Genomic DNA, 25,623 nt, shown 5'->3' with positions numbered 1-25,623 from the left:
AGGGTGACCTGCATGACAACGGTGATCACCGGGGGAAGCCGGGGGATCGGTGCCGCGACCGCGCGCAGGCTGGTGCGCGACGGGCACCGGGTCGTGATCAGCTACCGCCAAGCCGCCGAGCAGGCCCGCGCGCTGGAGCGGGAGCTCGGGGTGCTCGCGGTGCGGGCCGACACCTCCGACGAGGACGACGTGGCGCGGCTGTTCGACGCGGCGGGCGAGGACGTCACGGGGGTGGTGAACAACGCCGGCATCACCTCACCGGCCGGTCCGCTGGCGCAGCTGCGCACCGAGGACCTGCGGCGCGTGGTCGACGTCAACGTCATCGGCGCGTTCCTCGTCGCCCGCGAGGCCGCCCGGCGGATGTCGTCGGGGTCGATCGTGAACGTCTCCTCCGGCGCGGCGACACTGGGCAGCCCCGGCGAGTACGTGCACTACGCCGCCACGAAAGCCGCCGTGGACGCCATGACGATCGGCCTGGCCAAGGAGCTGGCGCCGCAGGGGATCCGGGTGAACTGCGTGCAGCCCGGCACGATCCGCACCGACATCCACCGGTTGTCGAACATGCCCGACCGCCCCGACCGCGTGGCGAGCCGGGTGCCGCTGGGCCGCGCGGGGGAGGCCGAGGAGATCGCGAACGCCATCGCCTGGCTGCTCTCGGCGGAGGCCTCCTACACCACCGGGGCGGTTCTGCGGGTCACCGGCGGGACCTGACCTGCCCGCGGCCCTAGACTGCGCGGTCATGTCCGCTCCGAGCCCCGCGGAGTTCGTGCTCGCCAACACGACCCTCACGCCCGTGCCGCTGGTGCCCGAGATCGTGCTGCACAGCGCGTGCGAAGCGCTGGAGCTGTGGGAACGCACCCACCACGACCAGCCGCCGTTCTGGGCGTTCCCATGGGCCGGGGGCCAGGCGCTGGCCCGTCACGTGCTCGACCACCCCGCGCTGGTGGCCGGGCGCACGGTGTTCGACCTGGCGTCGGGATCGGGGCTGGTGGCGGTCGCGGCGGCGCTGGCGGGCGCGCGGGCGGTGCTCGCCAACGACATCGACCCGTTGTCGCTGGCGGCGGTGCGGCTCAACGCCGCGGCGAACGACGTGCGCGTCACGACCCTGGCCGGTGACCGGCTGGGCGGTGACGCCGAGGGCGCCGAGGTGGTGCTGGCCGGTGACGTCTTCTACGACGCGCAGGTCACCGCGCTGGTGCTGCCGTTCCTGCGGCGCGCGGCCGCACGGGGCGCGGTGGTGCTGCTGGGCGACCCGGACCGGGCGCACCTGCCGCGCGCGGAGTTCGCGGTGCGGTCGCGCTACGAGGTGCCGGTGCCGTTGACGCTGGAGGGCACCGAGACCCGCAGCGCGACCGTGTGGGCGGCCTGAACCGCCGCGGTCAGTTGGTGACCAGGCAGAACGGGTGCCCGGCGGGGTCGGCGTAGACGCGGAACCCGGTCTTGGACCGCGAGCCCTTGAGCTTGGTGGCGCCGAGTTCGAGCACGAGCGGCTCGGACTCGGTCAGGCTCGTGACCATGACGTCGAGGTGGACCTGCTGGGGGTGTTCCTGGCCGGGCCACCGCGGCGGCTCGTAGTCGTCGACGCGCTGGAACGACACCCGCATGCCGGTGGGCGTCTCCAGCGTGGTCCACCACCCGTCGGAGTCGGTGATCTTGCCGCCGATCAGCTCGCGGTAGAACTCCGCGAGCTCGTCCGGTTCGGGGCAGTCGAACACCACGTCGTAGAGCTCACCGATCGCCACGACTCTCCCTTGTCAGCCGCGCCACCGCCACGCGCCGGTGGTCTGTGGCAGGGACCTTAGCCCAGGCGCTCCACGACGAACGCGGTCAGGAACCCGGCCGTGGTGCACAGTCCGGTGTAGAGGCGGGCGCGTTCGTAGGCCTCGGGGATCATGGTGTCGGCGATCATCGCCAGGATCGCCCCGGCCGCCGTCGCGGTGATGACGGCGATCACCTGCGGTGAGGCGCCGGCGAGCAGCAGGTTGCCCAGGGCGGCGGAGATCGCGCTGGCCACCGCGATCACACCCCACACGCCGAAGACGTACCCGGCGCCGCGCCCGGCCTGCTTCATGCCGGCCACACTGGACAGTCCCTCCGGGACGTTCGAGATCACGACCGCGGCCAGCATCGCCACGCCGATCCCGCCGCCACCCAGCAGCGACACCCCGAGCACGACCGACTCCGGCACGCCGTCGAGCAGCGCGCCGACCGCGATCGCCGTGCCACTGCCGGCCTGGTCGGACTCCGAGGGCTGGTTCGCCGTCCGCTTGCGGTGCCGCGCCCCGTACCGGGCCAGGACCACGTTCGCCGCCACGTAGGTGATGGCGCCACCGCAGAAACCGCCCGCGGTGGCGAGCAGGCCACCGGTCTGCTCGGCCTCGTCCATCAGCTCGAACGCCGCCGCCGCGGTCAGCACGCCCGCACCGAACGCCATCACCACCGCGACCACGTCACGCGGCACCCGCACGAACCACGCGACGAGCGCACCCGCCACGAGCGCGCCGCCACCGGCCAAACCCCACAGCCCTGCCTCGATCCACTGCGTCACCGAGGCGGGGTGCCCGCCATCTTGGCGAAGAACACCTTCAGATCACCCGCCAGCAGTTCGGGGGAGTCGTGCCCGGAGAAGTGACCGCCGCTGGAGAACTCCGACCAGTGCACCAGGTTGTGGTGGTCGCGCTCGGCGAAGCGGCGGATGCTCTGGAAGTCGTTCGGGAAGACCGCCACGCCCAGCGGGAACGTCGTCGGCCCGTCCGGGGTGTCCTCGCGGTGCGCGTCCTCGTAGTACAGCCGCGCCGAGGAGCCGCCGGTGCGGGTGAACCAGTAGATCGACACGGTGGCCAGCAGGAAGTCCCTGGTGACCGCCGGTTCACCCATCAGCTGCAGGATCCACGCGAGCTGCCCGACGGGGGAGTCGGCCAGGCCGAACGCCACGTTCTGCGGCCGCGCCTGCTGCAGCTTCGCGTACCCCGACATCGTCTCCCAGAAGTTCTGCAGCACGCCCAGGCGCCGGTGGTCGTCCTCGCTCAGGCCCTCCATCTCGGCCGGGTCACCCGAGGGGAACGAGAAGATCTGCGTGACGTGCACCCCGGCCACGTGCCGCGGCGCCACCCGCCCGATCTCGGGCCCGACGATCGAGCCGACGTCGTTGCCGTGCACGCCGTAGCGCTCGTAGCCCAGCCGGCTCATCAGCTCCGCGTAGGCGCGTGCGATGCGCCCGGAGTGCCAGCCGGTGCTCGTCGTCGGCCCGGAGAACCCGAAACCGGGCGTGGAGGGGATCACCAGGTGGAAGTCGTCACGCAGGTGCTCGACGATGTCCACGTACTCCAGGACCGTGCCGGGCCAGCCGTGGATCAGCAGCAACGGCAACGCGTCCGGGTTGGTGCTCTCGACGTGCAGGAAGTGCACGTCAGCGCCGTCGATCTCGGTGATGAACTGCGGGAAGGCGTTGAGCCGCGCCTCGACCGCCCGCCAGTCGAAGTCCTCCACCCAGTACCGCGCCAGCTCCCGCACCGTGGCGACGTCGTCGCCGTACCGGTCACCGGCGCCGGGCACCTGGTCGGTCCACCGCGTCCGCGCCAGCCGGAGCACCAGCTCGTCGATGTCCGCCTGGTCGACCGCTACCCGGAACTCCCTGATCTCCGTCATGACCCTCACGCTAACGAGCGTTGCGGCCAGCTCCGGTCCTAAAGTTCCGGTCATGTTGGAGACCTCCGCGCGCCTGCTGCGCCTGCTCGCCCTGCTGCAGTCCCGCCGCGACTGGCAGGGCTCGGAGCTCGCCGACGAACTGCAGATCAGCCCCCGCACCGTCCGCCGCGACGTCGACCGCCTGCGCGAGCTCGGCTACCCGGTCAACGCCACCACCGGCAGCTTCGGCGGCTACCGCCTCGGCGCCGGCGCCGAACTGCCCCCGCTGCTGCTCGACGACAACGAGGCCGTCGCCGTCGCGGTCGCCCTGCGCACCACCCCGGTCACCGGCCTGGAGGAGGTGTCCCTGCGCGCCCTGCTCAAACTCGAACAGGTCCTGCCCTCACGCCTGCGCCACCGCGTCTCCGCCCTCGAAGGCGTCGAGTCCGTGCCCCGCGACACCCCGGCCCCCGCCGTCGACCCCGAACTGCTCACCACACTGGCCGCCGCCTGCCGCGACAACGAGACCATCCGCTTCGACTACACCTCCCACGACGGCACCGCCACCCGCCGCCGCGCCGAACCCCACCGCCTCGTCAACTGGGGCCGCCGCTGGTACCTCGTCGCCTGGGACGCCGACAAACAGGACTGGCGCAGCTTCCGCGTCGACCGCGTCAGCCCACCCGTGCCACCCCACGGCCCCCGCTTCACCCCACGCGAGCTCGACGCCACCACCTACGTCGCATCCCGCGTCACCTCCGCCTCCTGGCGCTACGAGGCCCGCGTCCTCGTCCACGCCCCGGCACCGCAGGTCACCGCCCGCATCAGCCCCGCCGTCGGCAGCGTCGAACCCGTCGACGACACCTCCTGCGTCCTCGTGACCGGCTCCGACTCCGTCGAGTCCCTCGCCGTGTGGATCAGCGTGCTCGGCTTCGACTTCGAGGTCAGCTCACCACCCGAACTGGTTGCACACGTTCGCACCCTTGCGGCCCGCTACGCCCGCGCCGTACAAGACTGACCATGGCCATCACGGGTAGGGACATCGAGCACCTGCTCTACACCGACACCCCCGACCCCGTCCTGATCGTGCACGACGGCGCCACCGAGATCGTCGCCGCCGCCGACCTCGGCGCGCGACCGGGCGCTGTGGTGGTGTGCTCCCGGGCGGAGGTGCGGCGGCGCGTGGGGGAGCGCGACCTCAGCGCGGCAGATCTCGCCGGCCTGGCTGCGGCCCTCTCGGAGGCCATCGCAGACCCAGCTCGGCCGCCGCTGATCTGGCCCGCGTGAGCAGGTCCGGCCGTCCCTCAGCCAGCGTTTCGACGTCGTGCATCCGCAGGAAGGTCAGTGTCGAGTATTGGTGCGGGCCGAAACAGAAACCTTGTTCGTGCAACCTCAGCCACGCGTCCAGCACAACCGGGCTGGGCGTCGCCGGATCTGGGCTCATCAGCTGGTTGGGCATCGCCATCGCGGGTTGCTCGAACTCCGCGAGGATCGCTGAGTCGTCGCCGCCGCGCCCGAGGCTCTCGCAGACCTCGTGGCTCAGGACGTCCCATGGCGCACCGGCCTCCGACAACCGCAGCAGTCCGGGCAGCCGCTGTTCGGCCGGAGCGGCCCGCAGCGCGATCAGCTCGGCCGCGACATCGACGCCGTAGCGCGACACGAGCGGCGCCACCACCTCCCGCAACCTCAGGCCGACCTCGTCCAGCGTCACGTACGGCTCGTCGATCAGCAGTGAGCCCTCCGCCCGCCGCCCAGGATGGCTCACCACGAAGTGGTCGGTGCTCTTCTCCACCCACAGCGCGCTCACTAGGTCGCCAACCGGGTGTCGTCACTGCGGACCGCCTCCGCCTTCTGCACGAAGAGGAACCGCCCCAGCGCCAGCTCACCCGCCGACAACGGCGTCCGCGTCCCCACCGACCGGTCCGCCGACTCCACCTCCAGCAGCACCGCCAGGTCCGCCGAGACCTGCTGCTCGGTCACCCACTGGACGCCGCGGTTGAACATCGCCAGAGCCACGACCGACAGGCGGTCCAGCTCGAACTCCACGTCCACCCTCAGGTCGGCGGCTGAGCGAGCGGCCCCGAGCTTGGTGACCTCGCGTTCGGCGAACCGGGTCAGCAGCCGCTCGTAGAGCTGGCCCCGGCCCAGCGAGCCGTGGTCGCGCCGCAACGACCCGTCCACCGCCTCGAACAACGCCAGCATCAGCAACAACAACGGCTGCTCGGCGAGGTCCGGGTAGGACAGCGCCACCTCCGCCGGCAACGGCGGGTTGGCGGCGTTCCACACGTCGAGCCACTGGCGGACCTGCTCGTCGGAGAACGGCAGCAGCCGCACCACCGACGACCACGGCGGCAGCTCCATCCCAGCGCACACGCTCAGCCGGCTCGTCACCACGAAGATCGCCGGACGGCCCTTGGCCTGCAGCCTCTCCTGGAGCTCCGCGACCGTCGTCAGGTACCGGGTCTGGCTGACGCCGGTGGCCTGCATCAGCTCGTCCAGTCCGTCGAGCACCACCACCGGCACCGCCCCACCGGTGCAGCGGGAGAACTCCGCCCAGCTGACCCGTTCGTCGAGCAGCCGGTGCAGGCCGTGCTCGACCTGACCCACGAGGTCGGCGTCGACCGGGGTGTCGCGCAGCTCGATGCGCACGACGGCGAAGTCGGAGGCGGGCAGCCGCGCTGCCAGGACCTCGGTCAGCACCGACTTGCCGGAACCGGGATCGCCCAGGACCAGCAGGGGAGCGTTGCACGCACGCGGCGAGGTCAGGTGGCCGACGAGGTAGATGTCGAGGTCGGCGTACTCCGGGAGGTCCGCCCAGGACTCGGCGATCGACGGGACATGCGGATGGCTACTGCTCGTCAGCACCTGGAAACGCGGGTCCACATAGGCCTCACCCAAGGTCGGCACGTGCAGACCCGCCGGAACGTCGGCGGATTTGAAGAGCGGACGGTTCAGCGCAGCGCGGTAGATCGCCGACAGCTCGGTCTGGCGGACATCGGCGGTGATGTCGGTGGTCGTCTCGCGCAGCACTTCCTCCAGTCGCGCCAGCGCCGCTCGGGTGCCGCGGTGGTCCTCGATGGAGCACCAGAACGCGATCTCCGGGAAGTCGACGGCGATCTGGCGCAGGTTCTCCTCATACGGCCGACCGGCTTTCGGCAACGGCAGCGACTGCTCGAAAGGCGCGAAGCTGTTGACGTGGCCCATGTCGGCGCTGGAGAGGCGGAACGGCAGTTCCAGCGCTTGGAGCGACTCGAAGAACGCCGTCATCACCACCACCGCGTGCGCGGCGGCAAGGCGCTGAGTGCGGTCGTAGCGACCCAGCTTTCGGCGTCCCTCGGACAGCTTGGTCACCAGCTCGGAGAACAGGCGGGTGAAGTCCGGCTTGGCGTCGAACAGGTCCAGCACCTGCCACAGGCCGAGCGACCCCGCCAGCAGCGCACCACCCAGCACCTTGTCCAGCGCGGCGACCACCGGGTGGTCCTTGCCTCCGAGGACCTTGACGGCCTCGGCGTAGCTGTAGGTCCTTCGCACCCGAAGGTTCCTACACGACGACCGGCGTGCTCAACCGGAGAACAGCACCACCAGACCGATGCCGATGAGCACCACCGGCAACGCGATGTGCCCCCACTTCGCCAGAGCGCGGGCGACGACCTGCCGGGACGCCAGGAACCAGCCCGCCAGGCACCACACCCCGACGAGGACCAGGAACACCACGACGTAGAGCCACAGCGCGTCGGCGACGGTGAAGACCGGCACGTACACGCCGATGTTGTCGCCGCCGTTGGCCAGCGTCACCCCGGCGACCGCGAGCACACCGGGTGCCGCGGCGGGCTCGTCATCGTCGTCGGGACCACGCCACAGCGACCACGCCGCCTTCAGACCCAGCGCCAGCGGGATCAGGCCCAGCCACGGGCGGAGCTGCTCGGGCAGCAGGGAAGCGCCCAGGGCGCCGAGCACCGCCACCACGAGGATGCCCGCGAAGCCCAGGTACTGGCCGGCGACGACCTGCCAGGCCGACCGGGCACGCGCGAAGAACAACGCCAGGACCACGAGGTCGTCGACGTTGGTCACGGCGAACATGCCCGCGGCCTGGGCGACGGTCGGCAGGTGCGGTGCTGCGAGATCCACGGAGCGGATTCTCGCCCACAACGAAGTGGATAGATCATCCGGATGTGATAGCGTTCAAAACGGATCGACTATCCGCATTGGAGACGTGATGACACGCAAAGCAGTCGTGACCGCCGCAACCGCCGGCATCGGACTGGAAACCGCCAAAGGACTCGCACGCCACGGATTCGCCGTCACCGTCGTCGGACGCGACCCACACAAAGGACACAAAGCAGTCACCCAGATCGGGGGAGAGGCCCGCTTCCTGCAAGCCGACCTCGCCGCACTGCACGAGGTACGCGCACTCGCCCACCAGCTCGCCGACGAAGGACCACTCGACGTCCTCGTCAACAACGTCGGCGCCATGTTCCCCCGGCGCCAGCAGATCAACGGCGTCGAAGCCTCCTTCGTCGTCAACCACCTCTCGCCCTACCTGCTCACCGAACTCCTGCTCCCCGTCATCACCGGACGCGTCGTCAACGTCACCAGCGCAGCCGTCGGCGCCGCCAAGAAGACCTTCGACCACGTCGAACCACCCGGCGGCTACTACGGCTTCCACTGGTACGGCCGCGCCAAGCTCGCCAACCTCGCCTACACCCTCGACCTCAGCACCCGCACCGACACCATCACCGTGCTCGCCGCCGACCCTGGGGGAGCAGCCACCGACATGACCGACGGCACCATGCACGACCCCGCCATCGTCTCACCGGCACTGCGCCTGCTCTGGCCACTGGTCAAACGCAAGTTCGACCGCTCCACCGCAGGCACCGCCGCCGACGCCGCCACATCCTCCATCACCGCCGCCACCGACCCCGCACTCACCGGCCGAACGGGTCTGCTCATTGGGCCGGACGGGAACCCCGCCACCCCGCACCGCGCCGCACGCCAACCCAGCGTGATCGCCGCCGTCCGCCGACTCAGTGAACAGCACGCGCCACACGAGCCCATCCACCACAATCCGGATGGCCTATCCAAATAGACTGAACGCATGCCGCCACAGCGCAAGGACGCCGCCCGCAACTGGGACCGCATCGTGGCCGTCGCCCGCGAACTCGTCGACGAAGGCACCCCACTGCAACTCAACGACGTCGCCCGCCGCGCAGGACTCGGAGTCGGCACCGTCTACCGCCACTTCGCCACCACCGAAGCACTCCTCGAAACCGTCGCCACCCCCTGCCTCGAAGCCCTCACCACCCACGGCCACCAAGCACTCACCGCCGACAACCCCTGGCACGCACTGCGCGACTTCCTCCAACACACCGTCGAAGCCCAGGTCACCGACCCCTCACTGGTCACAGTCGTCGCCGCCACCACCGACGCACTCCCGCACACCACCGAGCTCAAACAACAACTCTGGACACTCGGCAACGCCCTCTTCGCCCGCGCCCGCGACGCCGGCCACGTCCGCACCACCGTCCACGACGGCGACATCGTCCCCCTCATGTGCGGCATCGCCTACGCCGTCCACATCCACGGCGACAACCACCACGACCGCGTCACCACCGCACACCGCTACCTCGACACCCTCCTCGAAGGCCTCCACGCCTAACGCGGGGGACCAGCCGCCACGAACTCCCGCAACTCACCCACATCCCGCGCACCACCATCGGTGAACACCCACGTCACACCCGCCTCCTCATACGCCCCCACCTCCCGCAAACCCGGACCCCACACCGCCAGATCACCATCCACCGGCCCACCCGACGCCACGAAATCCGCCTTGATCCGCGCCGCATCAGCAGGGGAGACCACCACCAGCCCCGACTCGTCGAACACCGCCGGCACCACCCCACGCGCCTGCGCCGCCGCCAGGAACGGCCCCCGCCGCGGCCACGCACCACCCACCCAGATCGGCACCTCCACCGGCGCGAACCGCACACCCTCCGCACGGAACACCGCACCCCGGTGCTCCACCACCTCACCGGACAACAACGCCCGCACCAACCCCACCCCCTCCGACATCGCCCCCGCACGCGACACCGACTCACCGAAGGGGGAGAAGTCCTGCGGAACACCGGCCCCCACACCCAGCACCACCCGGCCACCCGACAACCGCTGCAACGTCGACGCCTCCAACGCCACCTTCCACGGCCGCCGCCGGCCCAGCGACGTCACCATCGGCCCCAACCGGATCGACGACGTCCGCGCCGCCACCGCACCCAGCGTCACCCACACATCCGCCACCACCGGCTCGTCCGGCACCACCACGTGGTCCCACAGGAAGAACCCGTCCCAGCCCGCCTCCTCCGCGGCAACGGCCAACGACACCAGCGTCGCCGGGTCACCCAGCGACGAACCGAAACAAGGCACGTAGATCGCAAATCGCATACCCCGAGTGTGCCAAGCACCCCCGACAAGATCATTTCAACAGGGGAGAGGCACAAGGGTTCACCCACGCGGCTAACGACACGGTGACGTAAGGCCGCGCCACCGATCTCAGCAGCGGCTGAAACGACAGCCAGCCACGCGGCGCAGGCCGACACCACGAGAACGTTCGCGGACAGCACGCGCCAGCGCGGCGGGACAACCGTCAGTCGAACGATCCGCACGAACGGGTGAACCGAGGACGCCGGAGCGGCACGGACGCGACGGCCGACGACGTGGACGACACGGGTCGCCGTCAGACGACCCCGGAGGAGGGCTCCACCAGCACCAGATCCACGTTACTTGACATAATGTAGATTATCGGCGAAACAATGACCTGCGAAGATCGTCCGGCAGAGGCTGGATCCGGCCGTTCTCAGGTGCGTCTGCGGGTGTCGCCCACGGGCAGGTCGGCGGACACCCCTGCAGACGCCTGAACCTCGAACCTCGGCGATGCCGGAGCGCGGTCGGCATCGACTGGTTGTGCAGGAGACGCACGAACAGGTGAATCATGACGCGGACTCCCCGAAGAAACTGGACACCGCCCGCCGCCGCCCGAGTCCGGCGAAACGGACATTTCATGCATAATCGCCATTATCCAGCACACGTGCGGGAATTGTCGGTGCTGTGCGGTACAAGATCCATATGCACGTGCTCGCCGCTCAGGACGCCTTCTTCCTCGCCCGCCGCACGCGGAAGGACTCGCCGCACACCACGGCGGCCTACCAGCGCGACCTCAACGGCGTGAACGTGCTGCTCGCCGAGGCGCTCCACTCCCCCGTCGAAGACCTCACGATCGCCGACCTGACCGGGGCCAACCTCCGCCAGGCCTTCGGGCTGTTCGCCGACACCCACGCCAAGAGCTCCGTGCTGCGGGCGTGGTCGACGTGGAACCAGTTCCTGACCTTCTGCGTGGCCGAGGACTACATCGCCGGCAACCCGATGGGTGCGGTGGCCCGTCCGAAGACGCCGCCGCTGATCCCCAAGCCCCTGCGTGGTGAGGACACGCCGGAGCAGCTGCTCACGGCGGCGGCCGAGGGGGCGAGCAAGGGGCGTGACCCGTGGCCGGAGCGGGACGTGCTGGTGATCGCGCTGGGGTTGGTGGCGGGGTTGCGCAGTGCGGAGATGCGGACGTTGACGCTGGCGTCGGTCGTGGGGCGTGAGGGTGACCGCCGGTTGCACGTGAAGGGCAAGGGCAACCGGGATCGCAGTGTGCCGATCGAGCCGCCGATGGAGCGGATCGTGGACGCGTACCTGGCGAGTTGCCGCAAGCGGTTTCCGCAGGGGCGGTTCGACCGGGACAGCGCGTTGTTGCGGGATCGGCAGGGTGAGCCGATCGGGCGGGGTGGGTTGGAGTACCTGGTGAAGTCGTGTTTCCGGTGGGCGGGGTTGCACGACCGGGTGCCGACGGGGGCGAGTTTGCACGCGTTGCGGCACACGTTCGCGACGCGGTTGGCGGAGGACGGGGCGTCGGCGAGCGAGATCATGGCGTTGCTGGGGCATGCGAGTTTGGCGACGAGTCAGAACTACATCGAGGCGACGGCGCGGGAGCGGCGGGCGGCGGTGGCGAGTAATCGGACGTATCGGGCGTTGGGTCGGGTGTCGCGGGAGGAGTGACGGGGGCGCTGGGTGTCCTGGTGGGTTTCCAGTGGGGTGGGGCATGGTGCCGGGTGGTGGTGTCGGGGGTCGCCCGGTTGCCGGTTGGTTCGGCCGAGTGGGTGATCTGGTGGTGCGGAAACCGCATTTCAGGGGTACCCAGTGAGAATGAGATCCGTGTGGCGTGGGGCCATCTCCTTCGGGTTGGTGACGATCGCCGTGCGCCTCTACACGGCTGTCGAGGAGCACGACTTCCGTTTCAACCAGGTGCATCGTGAGGACGGCGGGCGCATCAAGTACAAGCGCGTGTGTTCGGTGTGCGGTGAGGAGGTGGAGTTTTCGGAGATCGCCAAGGGCTATGAGCTGGACGACGGCCGGATGGTGATCATGGAGAACGAGGACTTCGAGAAGCTGCCGGTGAAGACGGACAGGGCGATCGAGGTGCTGGAGTTCGTGCCGGCGGAGGAGATCGATCCGATCTACTTCCAGAAGACGTACTACCTGGAGCCGGACAAGGCGGCGGCGCGGCCGTACGTGTTGTTGCGGGAAGCGTTGGTGAAGACGGGTCAGCTGGCGGTCGTGAAGATCACGATGCGGCAGAAGGAGACCTTGGCGACGGTGCGGGCGCGTGATGACGTGCTGGTGTTGCACACGATGTTGTGGCCGGACGAGATCCGCAAGGCGGAGTTCGACTTCTTGGACTCCGAGGTGGAGGTGCGGCCGCAGGAGTTGAAGATGGCGACGTCGTTGGTGGAGTCGATGGCGGGTGACTTCGATCCGGGGACGTTCACCGATGACTACCGGGATGCGTTGGGGAAGGTCATCGCGGCGAAGGCGGAGGGTGCGGAGTTGCCCGAGCAGCCGGAGTCGGAGGAGAAGGGCGATGTGATCGACCTGATGACGGCTCTGGAGCGCAGTGTGGAGAAGGCGAAGGCGGGGCGGAAGGGGTCGAAGAAGGCTGCTCCGAAGAAGAAGGCTTCGTCTGCGTAGATGGCGGGGCTGGACGAGTACCGGCGCAAGCGGGATGCGGCGAGGACGCCGGAGCCCGTGCCGGGTGCTGGGGATCTTCCGCGGGGTGATGACGACACGTTCGTGATCCAGGAGCATCACGCGAGCAGTTTGCATTGGGATGTGCGGCTGGAGCGTGGTGGTGTGCTGGTGTCGTGGGCGGTGCCGAAGGGGTTGCCGCCGACGACGGATGTGGTGCGGTTGGCGGTGCACACCGAGGATCACCCGTTGGAGTACGCGGAGTTTTCTGGGGAGATTCCGCGGGGTGAGTACGGCGGTGGGTCGATGTTCATCTGGGACCGTGGCCGTTATGAGACGGTGAAGTGGTCGGACCGCGAGGTGGACGTGGTCCTGCGTGGTGGGCGGGTCGAGGGGCAGTTCGTGTTCTTCCGTTCGGGTGGGGACGGGAAGAACTGGATGGTGAAGCGGCGGCACGCGAATGCGCGGCCGGACTGGCAGGTGTTGCCGGAGCAGGTGAAGCCGATGCTGGCGGCGCCCGGTCCCCTGCCGTCCGATGATGACGATCAGTGGGCGTATGAGTTCAAGTGGGACGGTGTGCGGGCGATCCTGCGGGTGGAGGGTGGCCGGGTGCAGGTGTGGTCGCGGTTGGGCAACGAGATCACGGTGGCGTATCCGGAGTTGCAGGCTGTGGGTGAGCAGCTGGGGTCGACGGAGGCGTTGCTGGACGGGGAGATCGTGGCGTTGCGGAACGGGCGGCCGAGTTTCAGCGCGTTGCAGAACCGGATGCATGTGAGCAAGTCGGATGCGGCGCGGCGGGCGGCGCGTCAGTATCCGGTGACGTTGTTGTTGTTCGACCTGTTGCACCTGGATGGGACGTCGTTGGTGCAGTTGCCGTTCAGGCAGCGTCGTGAGCTGCTGGGTGGGTTGGGGTTGAGGGGGCCGAACTGGCTGACTCCCCCGTCGTATGACACCGATGGTGCGGCGGTGCTGGCGGCGAGTCGGGAGCAGGGGCTTGAGGGTGTGGTGGCGAAGCGGCTGGATTCGGTGTATCAGCCGGGTTTGCGGTCGCCGGTGTGGCGCAAGATCACCGATTTGATGGCGCAGGAGGTGGTGATCGGTGGCTGGCGGATGGGTGAGGGCAAGCGTGCGGGGGTGATCGGTGCGTTGTTGCTGGGTATTCCGCGGGGTGACGGGCTGGCGTTCGCGGGTTCGGTGGGTACGGGGTTCAGCGATGCCGAGTTGGCGGTGCTGACGCCGCGGTTGAAGGCGTTGGCGCGCAGGTCGTCGCCGTTCGTGACGGAGATGCCGAGGGAGAGGTCCAGGGGCGCGAGGTGGGTGGAGCCGGAGCTGGTGGCGGAGGTGGTGTTCCGGCAGTGGACGCCGGATGGGCGGATGCGGTTTCCGGCGTGGCGGGGGTTGCGGCCGGACAAGTCGCCTGGGGAGGTGCGGCGGGTTGAGCAGTGAGGTGTCGGTCCGGGTGGAGGGCCGGGTGGTGAAGCTGACGAACCTGGACAAGCTGCTGTATCCGGAGTTCGGGTTCTCCAAGGGTGAGGTGATCGACTATTACACCCGGATCGCGCCGGTGCTGCTCCCCCACCTGAAGGACCGGCCGGTGACGTTGAAGCGGTATCCCAACGGGGTGGACGGGAAGTGGTTCTTCGAGAAGAACGCCGCGGAGCACCGTCCTGAGTGGGTGCGGACGGTGCGGTTGGAGTCGCCGGGGAGCACGAAGGGCAACGAGACGGTCAACTACGTGGTGGTCGACGAGTTGGCGACGTTGGTGTGGCTGGCGAACTTGGCGGCGTTGGAGCTGCATGTTCCGCAGTGGACGGTGGGTCCGCGTGGGGGTAAGCGGGATCCTGATCTGCTGGTGTTCGACCTGGATCCGGGTGCGCCGGCGACGGTGGTGCAGTGTTGCCGGGTGGCGGAGCTGGTGCGGACGGTGCTGGATGACGACGGTGTGGACGCGTGGGTGAAGACGTCGGGCAACAAGGGGCTGCAGGTGTACGCGTACGCGCCGGCGAAGGACACGTCGGAGTACGCGAAGGGGGTGGCGCGGCGGCTGGCGAAGGAGCATCCGAAGCTGGTGGTGTCGTCGATGGCGAAGGCGCAGCGCACGGGGAAGGTGCTGATCGACTGGTCGCAGAACAACCCGGCGAAGACGACGGTGGCGCCGTACTCGTTGCGGGCTCGGGAGCGTCCGGCGGTGTCGACGCCGGTGACGTGGGACGAGGTCGAGGAGTGCCGGGTGGTGGAGGACCTGGTGTTCACGGCGGACGAGGTGTTGCAGCGGGTCGAGGCGGTGGGTGACCTGTTCGGGGGTTGATATTCTGGCCGACTGCCCAATTGTCGAGGGGGAACGCCATGAACATCGAGCTTGCGGACTACGACCCTGCGTGGCCGGGTTTGTTCGAGCGGGAACGTGACCGGGTGCTGGGGGTGTTGCCCGGTGCGGTGCTGGAGCACGTGGGGTCGACGTCGGTGCCGGGGTTGTGCGCGAAGCCGGTGGTCGATCTGCTGCTGGTGGTGCCGGATGCCGGTGACGAGGGGTCGTATGTGCCGGCGTTGGAGGCCGTGGGGTACCGGGTGGTGGTGCGGGAGGACGACTGGCACCACCACCGGATCTTGAAGGGGCCGGACACGAACATCAACCTGCACGTGTTTCCGCGTGGGTGTGCTCAGGTGCGGCGGCATCTGCTGTTCCGTGACTGGTTGCGGGCCAGCGAGCGGGATCGGGAGCTGTACGCCGGGGCGAAGCGGGCGCTCGCGGCGCGGGAGTGGGAGCGGGTGCAGGACTACGCGGCGGCGAAGAACGAGGTGGTGCTGGAGATCCTCGAGCGCGCGTATGTGGAGTGGCGGTTGCCGTCGGACGACGTGGAGTTCGTGACGGAGACGCCGGTGCGGGCGGGTCAGGTCGTGCTGGAGGAGTACAACGCGGAGTGGCCGCGGTGGTATGCGGTGCAGGAGGCGCGGATCCGTGCGGCGCTGGGGTCGGCGGTGCTGCGGCTGGAGCACGTGGGGTCGACGTCGGTGCCGGGGCTGGCGGCGAAGCCGTTGATCGACGTGTTGCTGGTGGTGGCGGACTCGAATGACGAGGACGCGTATGTGCCGGCGTTGGTGGCGGCGGGGTATTACCTGCGGTTGCGGGAGCACGGCTGGTATGAGCACCGGTTGTTGCGTGACTCGGATCCGGACGTGAACCTGCACGTCTTCTCCCCCGCGTGTGAGGAGGTCGACCGGATGCTGGTGTTCCGGGACCGGTTGCGCGCGCATGCCGGGGATCGTGCCGAGTACGAGCGGGTCAAGCGTGAGCTGGCGGGCCGGTCGTGGGAGCGGGTGCAGGACTACGCCGACGCGAAGACGCGGGTGGTGGAGCGGATCGTGTTGCGGGCGCTGGCCTGAGCCTGGGCCGGCCGGTTCCGGCCTCGTGGGTGGTGCGGGTCGGGAAGAATCACGGCCTGTGAGGTTCGGGGTGCTGGGGGCGGTGCTGGTCGGGGGCGAGCAGGTGGCGGCGCCGCGGCAGCGTGCGCTGCTGGCGATGCTGGCGCTGGAGGCGGGCCGGGTGGTGGGGCACGACCGGCTGGTCGCGGGCCTGTACCCGGATCCGCCGGCCGGTGCGGCCAATGCGGTGCAGTCGCAGGTGTCGCGGTTGCGCAGAGCGGTGCCGGGGGTGGTGGTCGAGCACCACCCCGCCGGGTACCGGCTGGTCGCGGATCCGGCCGAGGTGGATGTGCACCTGTGTGCGGAGCTGCTGGCGGCGGGGCGGGGTGCGCAGGCGCTGGCGTTGTGGCGTGGTGAGGCGCTGGCGGATGTGCGGGCGCCGTTCGCCGAGGGCGCGCGGGCGCGGCTGGAGGAGCTGCGGGTCTCGTGTGTGCTGGCGGGTGGGACGACGGCGCAGCTGCGGGAGCTGCTGGCGGGGTGTCCGTTGCGGGAGGACGTGCGGGCGGCGTTGGTGAGGGCGTTGCACCGGGAGGGCCGGCAGAGCGAGGCGCTGGAGACCTTCGAGCGGGGCCGGGTGCTGCTGGCCGAGGAGCTGGGGGTGGACCCCTCCCCCGATCTCGCGGCCGCGCATCTGGAGGTGGTGCGTGCGCGGGCGCCGCATAGCGGTGTGCCGGCGCAGTTGAGCAGTTTCGTGGGCCGTGACGAGGACCTGCGGCGGGTGGTGAGGTGGCTGGGTGAGAACCGGCTGGTGACGTTGATCGGGCCGGGTGGGACGGGCAAGACGCGGCTGGCGGTGGAGACGGCGGCGCGGGAGCCGGGTGAGGTCGTGTTCGTGGACCTCAGTGCTACCACGGAGGTGGCGCGGGCGTTGCTCGACGGTGTGGGGTTGCGGGAGGCGGGGTTGCTGTCCGCGCCGGTGGGTGTGGAGGAGCGGCTGCTGGCGGCGTTGGCGGCGCGGTCGGTGCTGCTGGTGGTGGACAACTGCGAGCACGTCGTGGACGAGGCCGCGCGGGTGCTCGGTGCGGTGCTGAGCGGGTGCCCGGACGTGCGGGTGCTGGCGACGAGCCGGGAGCCGCTGGGCATCACCGGTGAGACGCTCCTTCCGGTGTCGGCGTTGGACGACGAGGCGGCGGCCCGGTTGTTCGCGGACCGGGCGCGGGCGGTGCGGCCCGGTTTCACCGCCGATCCGCGGGTGGTCGAGCAGATCTGCCGTGGTCTGGACGGTGTCGCGCTGGCCATCGAGCTGGCCGCCGCCCGTGTGCGGTCCCTGCCGGTGACCGAGATCGCCACGCGGCTGGACGACCGGTTCCGGTTGCTGTCCAAGGGCAGCCGCACCGCCGTGGCGCGGCACCGCACGCTGCACGCGGTGGTGGAGTGGAGCTGGGACCTGCTCACCGGCACCGAACGTGACCTGGCCGCCCGTTTCACCGTGTTCCGCGGCTCGGTCACGCTCGACGCCGTCACGGCGGTCACCGGCTGCGATTCCGACACGCTGGCGTCGCTGGCGGACAAGTCTCTGGTCGAGGTCGTCGGTGAGCGGTACCGGATGCTCGACACGATCCGGGCGTTCTGCGCCACCCACGCGCCTGATCTGCGGGAGGCGCACGCCCGCTGGTTCCTCGGGCGGGCGCAGCGGGCCGAACCGCACCTGCGTGCCCACGACCAGGTCGAGTGGCTGGCCGGGCTCGAGGCCGATCACGACAACCTCACCGCCGCCGTGGCCTGGGCCACGGCTCACGACACGGTTCTGGCGCTGGAGCTGGTCGCGGCGCTGGCGACCTACTACTGGTGCCGGGGCCTGCGCACCGAGGCCGCCGGGCAGGCCGAGGCCGTGCTGCGGGCGTGCGGGGAGAGCGCGCCGCAGGGCTGCGAGCAGGAGTACGCGTTGTGCCTGCTGCTGGCGTGGCCGGTGGCGACCGGTGACCAGACGGGGCGGATCCGGCAGGCTGACGCGTTGCTGGAGGCGCTGCGGGACCCGCCGCGGTATCCGATCATGACGATGATGTGGGGCATGGCGCTGGGGGCGCCGGAGAACGACTCGATGGTGTGGCACCGCCGCAACCGGCTGCTCGGCGACGACCCGTGGAGCCAGGCGCTGGCCCTGGTCGGTGACGGCCTGGTCGCGTGGCACGGCGGTGACCACGACACCGCGCGGCGGCTGCTGGGCCGGGGTGCGGAGGCGTTCGGGCAGGTCGGTGACCGGTGGGGTGCGGCGCTGGCGCACAACCAGCTCGGTGAGATGGCGTTGTCGGTGGGCGACACCGATGCCGCGTTGCGCTACCTCGACCGCGGCCGGGCCCTGCTCGACGAGCTCGGTGCCACCGAGGACACCGCGGAGACCGTGATCAGCCGGGCGCACGCGAGGCTGGCCGCCGGGGACCGGGCCGGGGCGCGCGCGGACTTCGACCTCGGGCTGGGGCAGGCCCGGCGGGCGGGTGCGGTGACGGTGCAGGCCGGTGCGCACCTGGGGCTGGCCGCGCTGGCCCGTCTCGGCGGTGACCTCGCCGCGGCGAGCCGGGAGTGCGAGCGGGCGTGGGAGCTGGTGCCCGGCGGCTGGTACGGGCCCGACCAGCTGCGGTGTCACATCGCGGTGGAACGCGGCCGCATCGCGCTGGCCCGCGGCGAGGTGGCGCAGGCCCGCGGGCATCTGGAGGACGCGCTGCGCCGGGCGGTCGGGCAGCGCAACCGGGTCACCGAGAACGTCGTGCGCGCGGAGCTCGCCGCCCTGGCCGGGCCGTGAGGCGGCGCCACCACAGCCACGCCGGCAGCCGGTGGTGCGCGACGAACGTCCACAGGTCGTCCTCGGCGACGTCGTCGGGGTGACGGCGCAGGACCTGCAGGCATTCGCGGGAGACCACGCCGTGCAGCCGGGCCACGTGCGCGAGCGCCATGGCGCCCTGGCGGCGGACCTGCAGGCGGTTGTGGTCCAGCGCGCGTGCCACCCGCGTGAGGATCTGCGCCGGGTCCGGGCAGGACAGCGCCAGTCCGATGACCGCCACGCCGACCATGTCCTCGTCGCGGTCGAACGCCGCGTCGACGTCCTCGGGCCGGTCGCAGCCCATCAACGCGGAGAAGTCGCGCCAGTTGCGGCCCTCGCCGCGCATCGCCCGGTCGAGCAGGAACCGCTGCCTGCCGTCGGAGCGTTCGCCGGTGCGGGCATGGTCGGCGGCCAGGTACCGCCACACCGCGGTGGTGTCGCCGCGGGTGGTCGAGGCCAGCAGCCGGCACAGCGCCAGCACGTGCCCGGCTTCGGCGGCCTGCGCGAGTTCGGCCAGCACGCCCGGCGGGCAGCCCAGGTCGTGCCACGCCAGCCGGGCCAGCGCCGCGACGTCGCCGGCCGCGATCCAGCCGTCCACGCCGCCCCTGCCGATCTCGGCGGGTGTCAGCGCGGCCCGCAGGTGGGCGTGCTCGACGGGCAGCACGTCAGACCCGGGGCACCGCGCGCACGAGGGCGCGGGTGTAGTCGTGAGAGGGGTTGAGCAGCACCTGTTCCACCGGACCTTGTTCCACGATCGTGCCCTGATGCATCACCGCGACCCGGTCGGCGATCTGCCAGGCCAGCCCGAGGTCGTGCGTGATGATCAATGATGCGAGGCCGAGCTCGCGGCGCAACCGGAGCAGCAGCGCCACGATCTCCCCGCGCACCGAGGCGTCGAGCGAGGCGACCGGTTCGTCGGCCACCAGCAGGCGGGGTCGCAGCACCAGTGCGCCGGCGATCACCGCGCGCTGCTGCTGGCCCCCGGACAGCTCGTGCGGCAACGCGTCCAGGTACAGGCTCGCCGGGCGCAGCTCCGCCCGTTCCACAGCGGCTGTGACCTGGGCTTGTTCGTCGTCGGACAGGCCGTGCACGCGCAGTCCCTCCGCCACGGCGGCGAAGATCGTGTGGCGGGGGTTCAGCGCGCTGGCCGGGTCCTGCAGGACGAGCTGGACCTGGCGGCGGAACGCCTTGAGCGCCGTGCCCCGCCGCGGCACCGGATGTCCGTCGAAGATCACCCGACCGGAGGACGGCGACCGCAAGTTCATGATGGCGCGCGCCAGTGTCGTCTTGCCGGATCCGGACTGCCCGACCAGCGCCACGATCTCCCCGTGGCCGATCCGCAGGTCCACCCCGTCGACCGCGCGGACCGTGCCGTAGTCCACCCGCAGGCCCTGCACCTCCAGCAACGCCCCCGCACCCGCCGGGTCCTCGCCGCTCCCGGATGCCACGCGGGGAGCGTCCGCACGGTCCTGTCGTGCGGAAGCTCCCCGCGTGGCATCGGCGGGCTCGGTCCAGCGGTGCGCGGGGTCGCCGATGACGGGGAACGCGGCCGTGAGCGCGGCGGTGTGGGGGTGCTGCGGGTCGGCGATCACGGACCGGGTGGCGCCGCGTTCGACGATCTGCCCCCGGTACATCACCGCGAGGTTCTGGCAGGTCTGCGCGAGCACCGACAGGTCGTGGCTGATCATCAGCAGCCCCAGGTCCTGCTCGGCGACCAGCCGGGTCAGCAGGCCCAGCACCTGGGCCTGCACCACGACGTCCAGCGCGGTCGTCGGCTCGTCGGCGATCACCAGCCGCGGTGAGCACGCCAGCGCCATCGCGATCATCACCCGCTGCTTCTGCCCGCCGGAGAGCTCGTGCGGGTAGGCACGGGCCCGCGCGGCCGGCAGCTCCACCTGCTCCAGCAGCTCACGCACGCTGCCGGGCGTGGCGTGCAGGCGCATCGGCTCGGCGATCTGCTCACCGACGCGGCGCACCGGGTTGAGCGAGTGCATCGCCCCCTGGAACACCACCGACGCCGACGCCCACCGCACCGCCCGCATCCGCCCCCACGACATGGTGGTGACGTCCTCGCCGTCGAGCAGGACCTGTCCGTCGACCCGCGCGGTCCTGGGCAGCAGCCGCAGCACCGACATCGCCAGCGTCGACTTGCCCGACCCCGACTCCCCCGCCAGCCCCAGCGTCTGCCCGGCCCCCAGGGTCAGGCCGACGTCGTCGACGACGCGTTTCGCTCCGTAGTGGACGGTGAGGTTCTTCAGCTGCAGCAACGGGGTCACCTCTTCGGCGTCACAACGGCTTCGAGGGCGCGGCCGACGAGCGTGAACGCCAGCACCACCACCACGATCGCCACACCGGGTGGCAGCAGGAACCACCACGCCCGCTGCGGTACCGCCCCGTGCAGCTGCGCCTGGTGCAGCATCGCGCCCCACGAGATCCGCGTCGGGTCGCCCAGCCCGAGGAACGCCAGCGTCGACTCCGCCACGATCGACGACGCCACCGCCAGGGTCGTGTTCACCAGCACCAGCGGCACCACCGACGGCACCACGTGCCGGCCGATCACGTGCAGGTGCCCGCCGCCCAGGGCCCGCGCCCGTTCCACGAACGGCCGCGCCTCGATCGTCAGCGTCTGCGCTCGCACCATCCGCGCCGTCGACGGCCAGCTCGTCAGCCCGATCGCCAGCACGATCGTGCCCAGCCCGCGCGGCAGCACCGTGGACAGCGCGATCGCCAGCACCAGCGCGGGCAGCACCAGGAAGAAGTCGGTCACCCGCAGCAACGCCCCCGACACCACGCCACCGAAGTGCCCGCTCGTGATCCCCACCAGCGTGCCGATGCCGACTGACAGCACCGCCGCGGTCAGCCCCACGAACAACGACGTCCCCGCGCCCGACACCACCAGCAGCGCCACGCTGCGCCCGGTGTGGTCGGTGCCCAGCCAGTGCTGCGCGGCCGGTGCCTGCCAGGCGCCCGCGCTCACGCGCGTGACGTCGAGCGCCTCGGCCGGGACCAGCCACGGCGCCAGCAGCGCGAGCACCGCCGCCACGGCCAGCACCACCGCGCCCGCCACACCCGAGCGGTGCGTCAGCAAGACCCTCATACGACCTTCACCCGTGGATCCAGGACCCCGTGCAGCAGGTCCGCGAGCAGGTTCATCACCACGACCGCGCCCGCCGTCACCACCAGCAGCCCCTGCAGCAGGAAGTAGTCCGGCCCGGTCAGCGCGTCGTAGAACAACAGCCCCAGCCCCGGCCAGGAGAACACCGTCTCCGTGGTGATCGCCCCGCCCACCACGAGCCCGAACCGCAGGAACACCAGCGTGATCGCCGGCAGCACCGCGTTGGGCACCGCGTGGCGGCGGCGCACCAGGTCGTCGCGCAGGCCCTTCGCCCGCGCCGTCGTCAGGTAGGGGGCGTGCATCTCCTCCAGCAACGACGACCGCATCACCAGCATGTACTCCGCGGTGACCACCGCGACCAGGGTGAGCGAGGGCAGCACCAGGTGGTGCCCGACGTCCAGGGCCTGGGACAGGAAGTCCGGTGCGGTGTCGGTGTCGCGCATGCCGCGTGAGGGGAACAGGTCGCCGGTCACCATCATCAGCAGCATCCCGAGCCAGAACGTCGGCACCGCCCACAACGTCAGCGCCACCCCCGTCGCGGCCCGGTCGAACGCCGTGTCGCGCTTCCACGCCGCCCGGATCCCCAGCCACAGCCCCGCCAGCACCGCGATCAGCGTGCCGGTGCCCACCAGCAGCAGCGTCGGGCCCAGCCGTTCCGCGATGACCTCCGCCACCGGCCGGCGGAACGTGAACGACGTGCCCAGGTCACCGCGCAGCAACGCGGTGAAGTAGGTCCAGAACTGCTCGGCCAGCGGGCGGTCCAGGCCGAACTGCGCCCGCAGCTCGGCCTGCATCGCCGCCGTCGCCGGCCGTCCGCGCGTCATCGACACCACGGGATCGCCGGGCACCACCCGGAACAGGAAGAAACCCAGCACCGCCACCATGAGCAGGCTCAGCGCGGCACCACCGGCACGACCGAGGAGACGCACCTACTCGCGCTCCCCCGCCGTGGCCCGCCGCCGCCCGGCGACGAGCAGACCCGCCACCAGCAGCACGACCAGCAGGCCGCCGCCGATCGCGAACACCGGCCACCGGCTGCCGGCCGCCCGCGCCGAGAACTGCGCCGGTTCGGCACCGTAGTAGCCCCACATGCCGTTCTGCGCCATGATCACGCCACCCTGCGCCGGCTGCGTGGTGAACCGGGCGACGTGGTCGGAGCGGTAGGCCTCCAGCGCGTTGTCGTAGGCCAGCACCACCGCGGGCACCTGGTCGTAGAAGCGGGCCTGCAGCTGCTTGACCAGCTCGATGCGCTTGGCCTCGTCGAACTCCGAGAGCTGCCGGGCGTAGAGCCGGTCGTAGGTCTCGTCGCAGAAGTAGGCGTCGGTGGTACCGCCCTTGCCGTCCGCGCCGGGCCGCTGCGCGCAGGTGTGCAGGCTGAGCACGAAGTCCGGGTCCACGTTGGTCGCCCACCCGGAGAACGCCAGGTCGTAGGAGCCCACCGTGGTGGCCTCGTTGAGCTGGTTGTCCGACACCAGCCGCACGTCCAGCGTGATCCCGACCTCGCCCAGCGACTTCTTGAGGTACTCCGAGGCCTGCTCGTCGTAGGCGCGGCCGGCCCGGCCGAGCAGCCGCAGCGACAGCCGCGTGCCGCCGGCGTCGCGCGCCACCCCGGCCGCGTCCAGTGCCGCGTTGGCCGCCGCCGGGTCGTACCGGCGGGTGTCCTGCTCGCCGGGCTGCCAGTGCCACTTGGTGAACACCGGCGGCACCAGGCCCGCGCCGCGTTCGGCATAACCGAGGTTGACCCGTGCCACCAGGGCGTCCAGGTCGACGGCCTGCGCGATCGCCCGGCGCACCCGCACGTCGCGCAGCGCCGGGTTGCCGTCACCGATCGGCTCCCCGGTCCGCGTCGCCGCGCCGGGGTTGATCAGCAGCTCGGTGAACCGGCGGCCCTGCGCCTTGTTGCGCGTCACGCCCGCCCGGCCCGCCAGCGACTCGAACTGGGCGGGCGCCATCCGGTTGACCAGGTCGACCTCGCCCTTGCCCAGCGCCTGCACCGCCGCATCGGAGTTCTGGAAGTACACGAAGTGCAGCTCGTCGTACTTCGCCGCGCCCCGCCAGTAGTCCTTGTTGGCCTTGAGCTTGATGAACTGCCCCGGCACGTGCTCGGTGAGCACGAACGGGCCGCTGCCCACGACCGGCGTGCGGTCGTTGGTGTAGTCCTTGATGCTGCCGGCCTTCTCCCACACGTGGCGCGGCACGATCGGCACGTCCAGCGCCAGCATCGTCACCTGCGGCGCCTTGGTCTTGATCACCACGGTCCGGTCGTCGGTCGCGGTGACGGACTCGAAGTTCGTCACGAAGCTGCCGTTCGCGGTGCGTGCGACCTCGTCGGTCAGCATCAGGTTGTAGGTGAACGCGACGTCGTGCGCCGTGATCGGCTGCCCGTCGCTCCACTTCTTGCCCTGCGGCACCGTGAACGTCCACGTGAGCCGGTCCGGCGAGGTCTCCCACCGGTTCGCGATCGCCTCGGTGACCCGCTGGTCGTCCGCGGCGTAGGCGGTCAGGTAGTCGTACATCAGCCGGTTGATCTCGGTGCTGGACTGGAACACCGCCAGGAACGGGTTCAACGAGTCGATCTGCTGCACGATCGCGACCTTGAGGATCGCAGGCTGCTGCGCCGTCGCCACCGGTGTCGCGGACCCCAGGACAGTTGCAGCCGCAAACAACGCGCACCACTTCACCCGCACGGAAATACCCCTCTCCCCAGCAGCCCGCCGCTACCGTACCGAGGTGTGCGGATCATGATCTCGGCAGACATGGAAGGCGTCACCGGCGTCACCTGGACCGGTGACGTCGTCCCCGGCACCGACGGGTGGCAGCGGTTCCGGCGGCTGTTCACCGCCGACGTCAACGCCTGCGTCGAGGGCCTGGCCGCGGGCGGTGCCACCGACGTGCTCGTCAACGAGGCCCACTCCTCGCAGCGCAACCTGCTGCTGGAGGACCTGCACGACACCGCGCGGCTGCTCACCGGCCGGCACAAGCCGCTGTCGATGATGCAGGGCGTCGACACCGGCGTGGACGGCGTGGTGTTCCTGGGTTACCACGCCGCCGCCGGCGAGACCGGGGTGCTCGCCCACACCTACCTGGAGAACTCGATCACCGGCGTGTGGCTCGACGGCGTGCTCGCCTCCGAGGGCCTGCTCAACGCCGCGCTCGCCGCCGAGTACGGCGTGCCCGTGCTGATGGTCACCGGCGACGACCGCACCTGCGCCGACGCGCGCGCCTACGCACCGCACGCGCAACTGGTGGCCGTGAAGGAGTGCGTGTCGCGGTATGCGGCCGTGTGCCTGCCGCCCGCCGTGTCCGCGGCACGCATCACGCAGGCCGCCACCGCGGCGATGACCCGCGCCGGCCGTGGCGAGGGTGTCGTGGCCGCGCACCGCGTGGAGGTCGAGTTCGACGCCTCGCACCTCGCCGACGCCGCCGCCGTGGTGCCCACCGTGCAGCAGCTCGGGGTGCGCCGGGTCGGGTTCGACGCCGCGTCCATGACCGAGGCGATGAAGGCGTTCAAGATCGTCACGCACGTGGCGGCCGGTGCGGTCGAGGGCATCTACGGCTGACCCACCCACCCCTGGGCCGGGCTCCCGCGTCCCGGATCGTGGGTGTCGTGACCATCCCACCGGACGCGGGCGGTTACGGTGACCGC

Annotated in this window: 24 protein-coding genes; 12 read left to right on the top strand and 12 right to left on the bottom strand. The window is 70.8% G+C overall.

Annotation, left to right across the window (positions count from 1 at the left end):
• Positions 1-12: 12 nt before the first annotated feature.
• Together ADL03_RS00745 and ADL03_RS00740 are read left to right on the top strand one after the other, a co-directional pair.
• Positions 13-711, top strand: a complete 699-nt coding sequence (locus tag ADL03_RS00745) for an SDR family NAD(P)-dependent oxidoreductase (protein WP_053731365.1) — start codon at positions 13-15, stop codon at positions 709-711.
• Positions 712-739: 28 nt separating this feature from the next.
• On the top strand, positions 740-1,369 hold the full coding sequence (locus tag ADL03_RS00740) for a methyltransferase (RefSeq protein ID WP_053731364.1): 630 nt from the start codon (positions 740-742) through the stop codon (positions 1,367-1,369).
• A 10-nt stretch (positions 1,370-1,379) separates the two neighbouring features.
• On the opposite strand, the gene ADL03_RS00735 is transcribed toward ADL03_RS00740, so the two are convergent.
• The 3 genes from ADL03_RS00735 to ADL03_RS00725 are packed head-to-tail and all read right to left on the bottom strand — an operon-like array spanning position 1,380 to position 3,648.
• The gene (locus ADL03_RS00735) at positions 1,380-1,742 is read right to left on the bottom strand and encodes a VOC family protein (protein WP_053731363.1); all 363 of its coding nucleotides are present in this window, start codon (positions 1,740-1,742) and stop codon (positions 1,380-1,382) included.
• Positions 1,743-1,798: 56 nt separating this feature from the next.
• The gene (locus tag ADL03_RS00730; protein WP_053731362.1) at positions 1,799-2,548 is read right to left on the bottom strand and encodes a ZIP family metal transporter; all 750 of its coding nucleotides are present in this window, start codon (positions 2,546-2,548) and stop codon (positions 1,799-1,801) included.
• Positions 2,545-3,648, bottom strand: coding sequence for an epoxide hydrolase family protein (locus ADL03_RS00725; protein WP_053731361.1), 1,104 nt, complete (start codon positions 3,646-3,648; stop codon positions 2,545-2,547). The genes ADL03_RS00730 and ADL03_RS00725 overlap by 4 nt, the downstream gene beginning before the upstream one ends.
• 52 nt (positions 3,649-3,700) lie before the next feature.
• Between ADL03_RS00725 and ADL03_RS00720 the strand changes: the two genes are divergently transcribed.
• Positions 3,701-4,645 carry a YafY family protein gene (locus tag ADL03_RS00720; protein ID WP_053731360.1) on the top strand — a complete coding sequence of 315 codons (945 nt, stop codon included), beginning with the start codon at positions 3,701-3,703 and terminating at the stop codon, positions 4,643-4,645.
• A gap of 180 nt (positions 4,646-4,825) precedes the next feature.
• Here ADL03_RS00720 and ADL03_RS00715 read toward each other — a convergent pair whose 3' ends face one another.
• The 3 genes from ADL03_RS00715 to ADL03_RS00705 are packed head-to-tail and all read right to left on the bottom strand — an operon-like array spanning position 4,826 to position 7,707.
• Positions 4,826-5,434: a hypothetical protein gene (locus tag ADL03_RS00715; RefSeq protein WP_053731359.1), complete on the bottom strand. Its 609-nt coding sequence runs from the start codon at positions 5,432-5,434 to the stop codon at positions 4,826-4,828.
• On the bottom strand, positions 5,434-7,158 hold the full coding sequence (locus tag ADL03_RS00710; protein ID WP_053731358.1) for an NACHT domain-containing NTPase: 1,725 nt from the start codon (positions 7,156-7,158) through the stop codon (positions 5,434-5,436). The genes ADL03_RS00715 and ADL03_RS00710 overlap by 1 nt, the downstream gene beginning before the upstream one ends.
• Positions 7,159-7,188: 30 nt before the next feature.
• On the bottom strand, positions 7,189-7,707 hold the full coding sequence (locus ADL03_RS00705) for a cadmium resistance transporter (RefSeq protein ID WP_053731610.1): 519 nt from the start codon (positions 7,705-7,707) through the stop codon (positions 7,189-7,191).
• A 73-nt stretch (positions 7,708-7,780) separates the two neighbouring features.
• Between ADL03_RS00705 and ADL03_RS50410 the strand changes: the two genes are divergently transcribed.
• Together ADL03_RS50410 and ADL03_RS00695 are read left to right on the top strand one after the other, a co-directional pair.
• Positions 7,781-8,713, top strand: a complete 933-nt coding sequence (locus tag ADL03_RS50410) for an SDR family NAD(P)-dependent oxidoreductase (RefSeq protein ID WP_197287957.1) — start codon at positions 7,781-7,783, stop codon at positions 8,711-8,713.
• A gap of 9 nt (positions 8,714-8,722) precedes the next feature.
• Positions 8,723-9,283, top strand: a complete 561-nt coding sequence (locus tag ADL03_RS00695; protein WP_053731356.1) for a TetR/AcrR family transcriptional regulator — start codon at positions 8,723-8,725, stop codon at positions 9,281-9,283.
• Here ADL03_RS00695 and ADL03_RS00690 read toward each other — a convergent pair.
• On the bottom strand, positions 9,280-10,062 hold the full coding sequence (locus tag ADL03_RS00690; protein ID WP_053731355.1) for an LLM class flavin-dependent oxidoreductase: 783 nt from the start codon (positions 10,060-10,062) through the stop codon (positions 9,280-9,282). The two genes, ADL03_RS00695 and ADL03_RS00690, sit on opposite strands and share 4 nt — an antisense overlap.
• Before the next feature lie 663 nt (positions 10,063-10,725).
• Between ADL03_RS00690 and ADL03_RS00685 the strand changes: the two genes are divergently transcribed.
• The 6 genes from ADL03_RS00685 (at position 10,726) to ADL03_RS50400 (ending at position 18,844) form a co-directional block, all read left to right on the top strand.
• Complete coding sequence (locus ADL03_RS00685; protein WP_053731354.1) at positions 10,726-11,715, top strand: tyrosine-type recombinase/integrase; 990 nt, start codon at positions 10,726-10,728, stop codon at positions 11,713-11,715.
• Positions 11,716-11,862: 147 nt separating this feature from the next.
• On the top strand, positions 11,863-12,684 hold the full coding sequence (locus tag ADL03_RS00680) for a Ku protein (RefSeq protein WP_053731353.1): 822 nt from the start codon (positions 11,863-11,865) through the stop codon (positions 12,682-12,684).
• Entirely contained in the window at positions 12,685-14,127 is a 1,443-nt protein-coding gene (gene ligD / locus ADL03_RS00675; protein WP_053731352.1) for a non-homologous end-joining DNA ligase, read from the top strand.
• Complete coding sequence (ligD, locus tag ADL03_RS00670) at positions 14,117-14,989, top strand: non-homologous end-joining DNA ligase (RefSeq protein WP_053731351.1); 873 nt, start codon at positions 14,117-14,119, stop codon at positions 14,987-14,989. The genes ligD (ADL03_RS00675) and ligD (ADL03_RS00670) overlap by 11 nt, the downstream gene beginning before the upstream one ends.
• A 38-nt stretch (positions 14,990-15,027) precedes the next feature.
• Entirely contained in the window at positions 15,028-16,065 is a 1,038-nt protein-coding gene (locus tag ADL03_RS50405) for a GrpB family protein (RefSeq protein WP_157527729.1), read from the top strand.
• A 58-nt stretch (positions 16,066-16,123) separates the two neighbouring features.
• Positions 16,124-18,844 (top strand): BTAD domain-containing putative transcriptional regulator, encoded by a 2,721-nt coding sequence (locus ADL03_RS50400; protein ID WP_053731350.1) that lies wholly within the window; start codon positions 16,124-16,126, stop codon positions 18,842-18,844.
• Here ADL03_RS50400 and ADL03_RS00655 read toward each other — a convergent pair.
• From ADL03_RS00655 to ADL03_RS00635, 5 genes are read right to left on the bottom strand one after another with little or no spacing between them, the layout of a single operon-like run.
• Complete coding sequence (locus tag ADL03_RS00655; protein ID WP_053731349.1) at positions 18,795-19,526, bottom strand: hypothetical protein; 732 nt, start codon at positions 19,524-19,526, stop codon at positions 18,795-18,797. The genes ADL03_RS50400 and ADL03_RS00655 overlap by 50 nt on opposite strands.
• Position 19,527: 1 nt before the next feature.
• Positions 19,528-21,129: an ABC transporter ATP-binding protein gene (nikE, locus tag ADL03_RS00650; protein ID WP_197287956.1), complete on the bottom strand. Its 1,602-nt coding sequence runs from the start codon at positions 21,127-21,129 to the stop codon at positions 19,528-19,530.
• A gap of 5 nt (positions 21,130-21,134) precedes the next feature.
• Entirely contained in the window at positions 21,135-21,959 is an 825-nt protein-coding gene (locus ADL03_RS00645; protein WP_053731347.1) for an ABC transporter permease, read from the bottom strand.
• Positions 21,956-22,906, bottom strand: a complete 951-nt coding sequence (locus tag ADL03_RS00640; RefSeq protein WP_197287955.1) for an ABC transporter permease — start codon at positions 22,904-22,906, stop codon at positions 21,956-21,958. The genes ADL03_RS00645 and ADL03_RS00640 overlap by 4 nt, the downstream gene beginning before the upstream one ends.
• Positions 22,907-24,604, bottom strand: coding sequence for an ABC transporter substrate-binding protein (locus tag ADL03_RS00635; RefSeq protein ID WP_197287954.1), 1,698 nt, complete (start codon positions 24,602-24,604; stop codon positions 22,907-22,909).
• 114 nt (positions 24,605-24,718) lie between these two features.
• On the opposite strand from ADL03_RS00635, the gene ADL03_RS00630 reads away from it, so the two are divergent.
• Positions 24,719-25,537, top strand: coding sequence for a M55 family metallopeptidase (locus ADL03_RS00630; RefSeq protein ID WP_053731345.1), 819 nt, complete (start codon positions 24,719-24,721; stop codon positions 25,535-25,537).
• Positions 25,538-25,623 lie beyond the last annotated feature (86 nt).

Origin of the sequence: Nocardia sp. NRRL S-836, assembly GCF_001279525.1 — a bacterium.
GTDB lineage: Bacteria > Actinomycetota > Actinomycetes > Mycobacteriales > Pseudonocardiaceae > Lentzea.
Note: the sequence above shows the minus strand (reverse complement) of the source record. Positions and strands in the feature narration are given on the sequence as shown.